General features: G+C 64.3%; 4 protein-coding genes, 2 tRNA genes and 1 pseudogene. 4 read left to right on the top strand and 3 right to left on the bottom strand.

Annotation, left to right across the window (positions count from 1 at the left end; translation table 11 throughout):
• Window positions 1-130 precede the first annotated feature (130 nt).
• Window positions 131-222 (top strand) — tRNA-Ser (locus tag HFP89_RS09810).
• Between the two features lie 569 nt (window positions 223-791).
• Here HFP89_RS09810 and katG read toward each other — a convergent pair.
• The 3 genes from katG to HFP89_RS09825 form a co-directional block, all read right to left on the bottom strand.
• A complete protein-coding gene (gene katG / locus HFP89_RS09815) occupies window positions 792-2,963 on the bottom strand; it encodes a catalase/peroxidase HPI (RefSeq protein WP_168717486.1) in 2,172 nt (723 codons plus the stop codon).
• 254 nt (window positions 2,964-3,217) lie between these two features.
• Complete coding sequence (locus HFP89_RS09820; protein WP_168717487.1) at window positions 3,218-6,328, bottom strand: efflux RND transporter permease subunit; 3,111 nt, start codon at window positions 6,326-6,328, stop codon at window positions 3,218-3,220.
• Between the two features lie 15 nt (window positions 6,329-6,343).
• Complete coding sequence (locus HFP89_RS09825) at window positions 6,344-7,366, bottom strand: efflux RND transporter periplasmic adaptor subunit (RefSeq protein ID WP_168717488.1); 1,023 nt, start codon at window positions 7,364-7,366, stop codon at window positions 6,344-6,346.
• 595 nt (window positions 7,367-7,961) lie between these two features.
• Here HFP89_RS09825 and HFP89_RS09830 point away from each other — a divergent pair.
• From HFP89_RS09830 to HFP89_RS09840, 3 genes and pseudogenes are all read left to right on the top strand, one after another.
• Window positions 7,962-8,051 (top strand) — tRNA-Ser (locus tag HFP89_RS09830).
• A gap of 275 nt (window positions 8,052-8,326) precedes the next feature.
• Window positions 8,327-8,971, top strand: a complete 645-nt coding sequence (locus HFP89_RS15830; protein ID WP_206212310.1) for a hypothetical protein — start codon at window positions 8,327-8,329, stop codon at window positions 8,969-8,971.
• Between the two features lie 342 nt (window positions 8,972-9,313).
• A pseudogene (locus HFP89_RS09840) lies at window positions 9,314-10,138 on the top strand (IS3 family transposase); the annotation flags it as partial.

The raw sequence follows: 10,138 nt of genomic DNA on the forward strand, positions 1-10,138 counted from the left end.
TCGAACCGAGGCCGAAGGCCGAGCTCGCTGAAGCGCAGCTTCAGCCATCCCTCCCTCTCGCGATCCGCTGAGGATCGCCGGCCGGAGGACGCCCCTATCGACCGGGTGGCGAGACAATATGTGCAGTTTTGGAGAGGTGCCGGAGTGGTCGAACGGGCTCGCCTGGAAAGTGAGTGTACGGTTTAACCCGTACCGAGGGTTCGAATCCCTCCCTCTCCGCCAGAAATGAAATGCCCCGCCTCGCGCGGGGTTTTTCATTTCTACCGGAGAGGGAGACTACGGATTGGAACCCTGGGTTCGAACCGAGGCCGAAGGCCGAGCTCGATGCGATCGCGCGCAGCGCGACTCGCACCCGAAGGGCAAGCGGCGAAAGCCGCGCCGTCCATCCCTCCCTCTCCGCCAGAAATGAAAAACCCCGCCCTTGCGCGGGGTTTTTCATTTCTGACGAAGAGGGAGACCACGGATGCGAACCCCGGTTCGAACCGAGGCCGCAGGCCGAGCTCGCCGGCGCGCAGCGCCAGCCACCCCTCCCTCTCGCGATCCTTGAGGATCGCCGGCCGCAGGCCGCTTCTTGAAGCTCAGCGCCAGACGCTGACAGAAACCCCGCACGGAGCGGGGGTTTTTCATGTCCGGCGAAGAGGGAGACCCCGGATGCACCTCCCCGTTCGAACCGAGGCCGCAGGCCGAGCTCGCCGGCGCGCAACGCCAGCCGTCCTGACCACAAAAAACGCCCCGCATCGGCGGGGCGCTCCGGTTCTTCGTTCGTTCCGGTCCGAGCGGCGCAACGGCCGTCACTCCAGGTCGAAGCGATCCGCGTTCATCACCTTGGTCCAGGCGGCGACGAAGTCGCGCACGAACTTCTCGCGGTTGTCGTCCTGGGCATAGACCTCGGCATAGGCGCGCAGAATCGAGTTCGAGCCGAACACCAGGTCGACGCGTGTGGCCGTCCAGCGCACTTCATCGTTGGCCCGGTCGCGGATTTCGTAGAGGTTCTCCCCGGCCGGCACCCAGCGGTTGGCCATGTCGGTGAGGTTGACGAAGAAGTCGTTGCTCAGCGCACCGATCCGGTCGGTGAACACGCCGTGCTTCGAGCCGCCGTGGTTGGTGCCCAGCACGCGCAGGCCGCCGACCAGGACGGTCATTTCGGGCGCGGTCAGTCCCATCAGCTGGGTGCGGTCGAGCATCAGTTCCTCGGCGCTGACCACGTAGTCCTTCTTCAGCCAGTTGCGGTAGCCGTCGTGGATCGGCTCCAGCACGTCGAAGCTCTCGACGTCGGTCATGTCCTGGGTGGCGTCGCCGCGACCCGGCGCGAACGGCACCTCGACCTCGACGCCCGCGGCCTTCGCCGCCTGCTCGACGCCGACGTTGCCGGCCAGGACGATCACGTCGGCGACGCTCGCACCGCTTTCGGCGGCGATCGGCTCCAGCACGGCCAGCACGCGCTGCAGACGCTCCGGCTCGTTGCCTTCCCAGTCCTTCTGCGGGGCCAGCCGGATCCGTGCGCCGTTGGCGCCGCCGCGCATGTCCGAGCCGCGGAAGGTGCGGGCGCTGTCCCAGGCCGTGGCGACCAGGTCGCCGATGTCGAGACCGGCCTCCTGCGCGCGCTCGGCGATCGATGCCTTGACCGCGTCGACGTCGTAGTCGGTCGGCCCGGCCGGGACCGGGTCCTGCCAGAGCAGGTCCTCGTCCGGCACTTCGGGGCCGATGTAGCGCGACTTCGGGCCCATGTCGCGGTGGGTCAGCTTGAACCAGGCGCGCGCGAACACCTCGGTGAAGTAGTCCGGGTCCTTGTAGAAGCGCTCGGAGATCTTCCGGTACTCCGGGTCCATCTTCATCGCCGTGTCGGCGTCGGTCATGATCGGGTTCAGCCGGATCGAGGGATCCTCGACGTCGACCGGCTTGTCTTCCTCGCGGATGTCGATCGGCTCCCACTGCCAGGCGCCGGCCGGGCTCTTCTTCAGTTCCCAGTCGTAGTTCAGCAGCAGGTGGAAATAGCCGTTGTCCCAGGTCGTCGGATGGGTCGTCCAGGCGCCCTCGATGCCGCTGGTCACCGTGTCGCGGCCGATGCCGCGCTTCGTGTGATTGTTCCAGCCCAGGCCCTGTTCCTCGACATCGGCGGCTTCCGGGTCGGGGCCGAGCAGGGCGGCGTCGCCGTTGCCGTGGCACTTGCCGACCGTGTGGCCGCCGGCCGTCAGCGCCACGGTCTCCTCGTCGTTCATCGCCATCCGGGCGAAGGTCACGCGCACGTCGTGCGCCGTCTTCAGCGGATCGGGATTGCCGTCCACGCCCTCGGGGTTGACGTAGATCAGCCCCATCATCACCGCGGCCAGCGGGTTCTCGAGATCGCGTTCGCCGGAATAGCGGCTGCCCTCGCCGCCGCTGGGCGCCAGCCATTCCTTCTCCGAGCCCCAGTAGATGTCTTCCTCCGGGTGCCAGATGTCCTCGCGGCCGAAGGCGAAGCCGAAGGTCTTCAGGCCCATCGACTCGTAGGCCACGTTGCCGGCCAGGACGATCAGGTCGGCCCAGCTGATCCTGTTGCCGTACTTCTTCTTGATCGGCCACAGCAGCCGGCGGGCCTTGTCGAGGTTGACGTTGTCGGGCCAGGAGTTCAGCGGCGCGAAGCGCTGGTTGCCGGTGCCGCCGCCGCCGCGGCCGTCGGCCGTGCGGTAGGAACCCGCCGCGTGCCAGGCCATCCGGATCATCAGGCCGCCGTAGTGCCCCCAGTCGGCCGGCCACCAGTCCTGGCTGTCGGTCATCAGGTCGACCAGGTCCTTCTTCAGCGCCGCGACGTCGAGTTCACGGACGGCCTCGCGGTAGTTGAAGTCCGGCCCCATCGGATCGGTCTTGCGATCGTGCTGGTGGAGGATGTCCAGGTTCAGTGCATTCGGCCACCAGTCCATGTTGGACTTTTCGGTCGAGCTGTTGGCGCCGTGCATCACGGGGCATTTTCCGGTCGTGCTCATCGTCGAATCTCCTTGGTTGCTCTGCGCCGTGGTCGGGGGCGACGGCGGCTTGAGAATTGACAATGACTATATATTCGGGCTTGCTAATTCGTCCAATTGATTGTTGCTTTGGAATTGATATAGAAAATGAATACGGGGATTTCGATCTCTTATGACTATGAGCTGGCGCACGCCCCGGTCCTTGCACCGGCAAGGCTCGGTGCTCCGATGCGGCTCGGGCCGAGTCCGCCGGCCTGGTGCCTCCTTTCCCTCGCTCAGTTCAAGCCGGATGCAGCGTTGGGCGCGCTGGCCAGCGGACGAACTCGATCGGAATTCCGCATGAACAAACGGTAGAGCACCGGAATCACGAACAGCGTCAGCAGCGCCGAAACCGCCAGTCCCCAGACCAGGGTCACGGCGACCGGGCCCCAGAGCAGCGAGCGGCCACCGAGACCCACGGCCAGCGACATGAGTCCGGCAATGGTCGTGGCCGTGGTCATGAGGATCGGAATGACCCGCCGACGCGCGGCGTAGACGGTGGCATGCAGCGGGCGCATGCCGACCGCAAGCCGCTGATTGGCGGCATCGATCAGCACGATCGCTGCGTTGACGGCGATGCCGGCCAGGGCAATGATCCCGTAGAGCGTGTAGAGGCTGAGCGGGTTGCCGGACACGGTCAGGCCGAAGACCACGCCGGTGAAGGCCATCGGCACGGTCAGCAGGATCAGCATCGGCTGGAAGTAGCTTCGGAACTGGGTCGCCAGGATCAGGTAGATCAGGCCCAGGCCGAGCAGGAACAGGACGGCCATCGAGTCCAGCGATTCGTTGATGTCGTCGAGTTCCCCGGTGAAATCCAGATCGGTGGCGGGGAACGCTGCACGCACTTTTTCCCAGGCCGCCCGAATGTCCTCATTGACCTGGACCGTATCGGTCACCTCGGGATCGATGTCCGCTTCGACGGTGACGGCGCGCCGCAGGTTCCAGTGGCGGATGTTGCCCGGTGCCACCCCCGTGTCGACCTCGACCAGATCACCCAGCTGAACGCGTTGCCCGTTCGGCAGCTGCACGGGGTCCTGCAGGATCTGGGTCGGATCGGACAGCGCGTCGCGGTCGGCTTTGACCCGCAGCTCGAAACGGTCGCCGGCCTCTCGGGTGAAGCCGACGACTTCACCGTCCACGTGCAGACGGAGCAGCCGCGCCAGTTCGCTGGGCGGAAGGCCGAGCCGGGCCAGTGCGTCTCGATCCGGGCTCAGCACCAGCTCCGATCGGCCTGGCGTTCGATCGTCGCTGATATCGCGCGTGCCTTCGATCCCGGCAACGATCTTGCGCACCTGCTCGACCGCTCGATCGAGCTCGTCGAACTCATCGGCACGGACCTTGACGTTGACCGGCAGCTGCACCGGCGGACCGCCGGACAGCTGCAGGAACGAGATTGCGCCTTCGCCCGGGGTGCCGAGCACGTGTTCGCGCATGGATTCGACGATCTCGTTGACGGGGCGGCCGTCGCGCGCGGAGTTCAGCGACACCAGCACCTGTCCGAAGGGATCGCCGAACACGACCTCGATATCGGTGAACTGCACGCCGGCCAGGCTGACGACGGCGCGCGCTTCGCCGTCCTGCAGCCGCTCGCGAACGCGGGCCTCCACGCGCTCGACCTGGGCCAGCGTTTCCTCGACCGTGACGTTGCCCGGCATATCGACCTGCACATAGAACACGCGGATCGGGTCCTGGGCGAAGAACTCCGTGCGCACCTGGCCGGAGAGCACGGCGCCGAGCGCGAGCAGGAAGGCCAGTGCGGCGGTGGCGAGATAGGGCAGGGGGCGACGCAGCACCCGCACCAGCGCACGGACGTAGCCCCGTCGCACGGATCGGTTGAAGCGGACCCGCCAGTGCTTCGGATCGTCGGCCAGCGGGCGCGTCTGGCTGTGGATCACCTGGGTCGGCAGGATCCAGAAGGCCTGGAGCAAGGAAATCAGCAGGCCGACGGTGACGACGAAGGGCACCACGAACATGAACTTGCCGACGATGCCGGGCAGCAGCATCAGCGGCAGAAACGCGGCAATTGTCGTGAAGACCGAAGCCGTCAGCGGCACGCCGACCTCGCGCAGGGCGTGCACCGCCGCGGCCATCGGCGCTTCGCGCTGGCGCAGGCGGTGGACCAGGGCTTCGACCATGACCACCGAGACATCCACCAGCATGCCGAGGACGATCACGACCCCCAGCAGCACGGTGATGTTCAGGCTGAACCCGAAGGCGGCCAGGACCGCGAAGGTGCCGGCGACGGAAACCAGCAGGCCACCGGCCACCAGCAGCGCGACCCGCGTGGCCAGGAACAGCCAGCACACCACCAGCACCAGCAGCAGTCCGACCACGGCATTGTTGCGCATGACGTCGATGGCTTCGCGCGTAGCAATCGTCTGGTCGTCGGCCAGCACCAGTTGGTGGCCGTCCGCGGCCAGCACCGGGTTGGCCCGCTCGATATAGGCGTTGAGGTCGGCGATCAGGTCCAGCGTGTTGGCGCCGGCGCGCTTGTTGACCGACAGCATGATCGCCGGCTTGCCCTGCCAGCTGACCCGTTCTTCCGGAATGCTGGTGCCGATCCGGAGTCGGGCGACCTCGTCGAAGCCGACCACGCCGCCGTCGGGTGTCGTCAGGTTCAGATCGGCCAGCCGCGCCGGATCGATGAAGCGGCCTTCCGAGCGCACCAGCCACTGGCCGCTTTCGGTGCGCAAACGACCCGCGAATACGTCCTGGAAATTGGCCGCGCTGGCGTTGGCCAGGTCCGTTGCGTTCAGCCCGCGATTGGCCAGCGCCGCGGGATCGAACAGCACCTGCAGTTCCGGATCGTCGAGCGCCTGGGCCAGGATCGAGTCGGTCGCCGGGAGTCGCTCGATGTCCTGGCGGGTCCGCCGCGCCAGTTCGCGCAGCGCGTCGTCCTGGGCCTCGCCGACCACCAGCACGATCGCCGTCGGGAATCCGTTCGACGAGGTGATCTCGAGAATGTTCGGGTCCCGTGCCTCCGGCGGCAGTTCGTCGTTGACGATGGCCTGGACCTCTCGCCGCAGATCGGCCACGCGCTTGTCGAAGTCACGCTCGGAAATCTCCTGGAACCGGATCAGGATGTTCGAGGCATTTTCCCGGCTGCTCGAGACCACGAAGCGCACGTCCCGCAGCCGGCCGATCGCTTCTTCCAGCGGATCGGTGATCAAGCGCTCGACGTCTTCGGCCGACGCGCCGGGCAGGATCGTCGTCATGTTGATCCAGTTGAAATTGATCTCCGGATCGCGCTCGCGCGGCATCAGCAGGAACGAGGCCAGCCCCATGACCAGGGCCACGGCCATGGTGACGTTGGCCAGGGGATGATTGGCGTAGATGCGCTCGATCATGACCGTGGGTCCGGCTCAGATGTCGCCGGCCCGAACCTCGACGACCTGCCCGGGCTGAACGCGCCGACGGCCCTCGTCGACCAGCAAGCGGTCCGCCGGCATTTCGATCCGTACCGGACGTCCGGCATCGGCCTGCGGCAGCGGCAGCCAGCGCACATCGGCGGTGGAGGCGCTCGCGCGGTCGGATTCGACGAACAACACGCCCAGCTCGTCGCCCCGAAGAACCACGAAGTCGGCCGGCAGCACGGTGCGCGGATCGGTCCAGATCACGGAGCCCTGGGTGCCCGGGGCCGGCGGTGTGCCGGTGAACTCGAAGCGTGCTTCGCGCTGTCGTGCCCCCGGCGAGACCAGCGGGGAGACGCGCAGCAGCCGGAGCGGATAGTGACGCTCCCCGTCGAAGAATTCGATCTCGGCGCTCCGGGTCAGGCCCTCGACCAGCGGGCCGGCAATGCCACTGCTCACCTCCAGCGGCGCAATGGCGACCAATTCCAGCAACGGCGTGCCCGGCGCGGCCAGCGCCCCGGCCCCGATCAACCGGGCCTGTACCACCGCGTCATACGGGCTGGTGATGGAGGTTCGAGAGCGCATCAACTCGGCGCGATCCAGCTCGACACGGGCCGCTGCCCGCTCGGCCTGGGCCTGGCTCAACCGGGTTTCGGCGACCAGGAGCTCGTCGTCGGACACGAACTGGTCCGGCGCCAGGCGACGAGCGCGCTCCGCCCGAAGCCGTGCCATGTCCAGACCCGCCTCGGTCACGTCCAGGCGTGCCTGTGCCGCCCGGACCATCAGCTCGAATTCGGAAGCATCCAGCCTGACGAGTGCCTGCCCGGCCCGGACAAGTTCACCCACGCGGACGGGCACGTCGATGACGCGCGCGTTGATCTCAGCGGCCACCCGCGCCTGGTTCAGGCTCTCCACCGTGGCGCTGGCAACCTGCTGCTGCGTCACGGCGACCTGATCGAAGCGAACGAGCGTGATCGTTTCCGGACCCTGTGCAACGGCCTGCGCGCTCAACCAGAGCCCGAGAATAGAAATCATCAACCGCATGGCCAACTCGCACAACCCGAAGAACCCTACATTGTACGGATCGACAGGGGCTTTGCTGTTAAGGCGGCCCGCTCGAACCGCACGTTCCGCACTAGGTTCAAGTCCAGCGATCCCGCCACAGGGCCCCGCGCACAACAACATGCAAAGCGAGGCTGAATCAGGCAGAATTCAATCACGCCACAGGCGCGCAGTTCATGCACTGGTCTTGCGGCTCGCAGACAGCCGCTGATTGAGCGACAATTCAGTTTCGGAGAGGTGGCAGAGCGGTTGAACCGAGCGAAGCGAGCTCGATGTGCAGGCCGCAACGCGGCCGGAGCAACCCGGAGCGCAGCGCAGGGCAAGCGCCGCAGGCGCGCAGTCCATGCACCGGTCTTGCGGCTCGCAGAGAGCCGCTGGTTTGAACGACAATTCAGTTTCTAAAGAGGTGGCAGAGCGGTTGAACCGAGCGAAGCGAGCTCGATGTGGAGGCCGCGAAGCTGCCGGAGCAACCCGGAGCGCAGCGAAGGGCAAGCGCCGCAGGCGCGCAGTCCATGCACCGGTCTTGCGGCTCGCAGAGAGCCGCTGGTTTGAACGACAATTCAGTTTCGGAGAGGTGGCAGAGCGGTTGAATGCACCGGTCTTGAAAACCGGCAAGGGTTAGCGCCCTTCGTGGGTTCGAATCCCACCCTCTCCGCCAATTTGATTGGCTATCTCCTTGATTTGTCGCGTTCGTTGTTAGATAAATTCCATTAAGTCCCCCAATTAGCCCCCAAAACGTTACTTCTTGAGCGGCTGCTCTATGGGGCGAGAGCGGCCACAGTAGGGCCGCCTGCATGAGTTAGTCACTGTGGTCGAGAGCCGCGGGTCCATTGAAGTCAGCTCGGTGGGAGGCTGAGAAAGTTGACGGGCTCGCAACTCGAGGTTATGGTCCCTCTCGCAGTATTGGCGTTTAAAGCACGTAGGGAGTCAGACATGGTTAGATTCGCCATTTTGGCGTCTGCGAGCGTTTTGCTGTCTGCAGCATGCTCGACTTCGGGAGCTCAAGAAATTCCAACTTACAGGCATCTGCTAACGCGCTGCGATGTTGTGTTGGTTGCTCAGGCTAAGAAACTGGAGCCAGTTTTTCTTGACTTGCAAGCGCAAGACTCAGCTAGCCTAGTAGCCTCGGGCGAGGGAGCACCTCATACGAGAGTGACGTTCTCCAACGCTGAGATCCTATTCAGTTCAGTCCACATTGATCCAATCGAAGCCTTCTATGAGGGAGCTGTGTTCCCAGACGGAACCAGAGCCTCCGCGAGTCATTCGCCATCGCTTCGTGAAGGTGGGAGGTACTTGCTCGGATTGTCTTTCGTCGAGCAATACGGTGTGTTCGCAGCTTGCTCATTGCCGCATTTCTTCCTGAGTGGATCAGTTTTTGAAATTATTGACCGTGACGGTGCGGAAGTTCTAATTCCTTACGTAATTCGGTCGAGAGTTGACTTGACTATCGGCACTCGTCGCTCGTTTGCAGTTGATCAGCCGATAGTAACTGACTCTGATGCGAATGCAGTAATGCTGGATGATGTGCTGACCTCTTTACGGGTCGCGGTTGCCACCGGGGGTCAGAGTCATGATTGATTCTAGTTCTCGAGGTCAATACTCCAAAAAAACCAAAGAACACTTCTGCATTTTTTTCTTGACAATACATGCGGTGTTCCCACTTTGCTCTTTTGCCTCCGAATCATTACTTAGAGGGGCGATCCCTCCAGACTTCAGTTTCATTCTGCAATCTACTCCACCGACTAATTTTTGGAAATCAGAACTCAATGCTGTAACTGACCTCGAGAAAGAGCTCATGAGGGGCCAGCTGGAGGCTTTGGCTGAGTCGTGGAATGGGGTGGCTCATATCAACTACTGAATCGCCCCGGATTTCCTAGACACCTCTGAGCCATCTTATGATGGCCGAAATGGAGGTGCCAGATGAGCGGAAAGCGGTACACGGAAGAGTTCAAGATCGAAGCGGTTCGGCAGGTCACGGACCGGGGTCATTCGGTCGGCGAGGTTGCGGGACGACTGGGGATCACCACGCACAGTCTCTACGCCTGGATCAAGAAGTTCGGATCGAAGGACCGGGCCAGCCTGGAGCACGATGAGGCGCAGCGCGAGCTGCAGCGTCTCAAGGCCGAGTTGAAGCGCGTCGAGGAGGAGCGCGACATTCTAAAAAAGGCCGCAACGTACTTCGCCAAGGAGTCCGGGTGAAGTACGGGTTCATTCAGGCCCACCGCAAGGAGTTCCGGGTGCGCACGATGTGCCGGGTGCTCGAGGTGCATCCCAGCGGCTTCTACGCCTGGCTGAAGGCGCCGTGCTCGCAGCGTTTTAAGGAAGATCAGCGCCAGACCGGCCTGATCAAGCAGTCCTGGCTGGAGAGTGGCGCGGTGTACGGGTATCGAAAGATCCATGACGACCTGAGGGACCTGGGTGAAGAGATCGGCAAGCATCGGGTCTACCGGCTGATGCGCGCGGCAGGCCTCCGGGCCGAAGTGGGCTACCGGAAGCGTCGCAGCTACAACGGCGGAAAGCCGGCGGTGGTAGCGGAGAACCTGCTTGACCGTCAGTTCGATCCAGACCAACCCAATCGCGCCTGGGTCACGGACATCACGATGATCCGGACCTACGAGGGCTGGCTGTACCTGGCCGTGGTGCTCGATCTGTTCTCCCGCCAGGTCGTCGGCTGGTCGATGCAGTCGAGGATGCAGGCGGACCTGGTGCTCAAGGCGCTGGTCATGGCGGTCTGGAAGCGCAAGC

It is taken from the genome of Wenzhouxiangella sp. XN79A, assembly GCF_012272825.1.
Classification (GTDB): domain Bacteria; phylum Pseudomonadota; class Gammaproteobacteria; order Xanthomonadales; family Wenzhouxiangellaceae.

Coding starts and splice junctions, on each gene's coding strand:
- katG (WP_168717486.1), bottom strand. CDS start 2,963: ATGAGCACGACCGGAAAATGCCCCGTGATGCACGGCGCCAACAGCTCG.
- HFP89_RS09820 (WP_168717487.1), bottom strand. CDS start 6,328: ATGATCGAGCGCATCTACGCCAATCATCCCCTGGCCAACGTCACCATG.
- HFP89_RS09825 (WP_168717488.1), bottom strand. CDS start 7,366: ATGATTTCTATTCTCGGGCTCTGGTTGAGCGCGCAGGCCGTTGCACAG.
- HFP89_RS15830 (WP_206212310.1), top strand. CDS start 8,327: ATGGTTAGATTCGCCATTTTGGCGTCTGCGAGCGTTTTGCTGTCTGCA.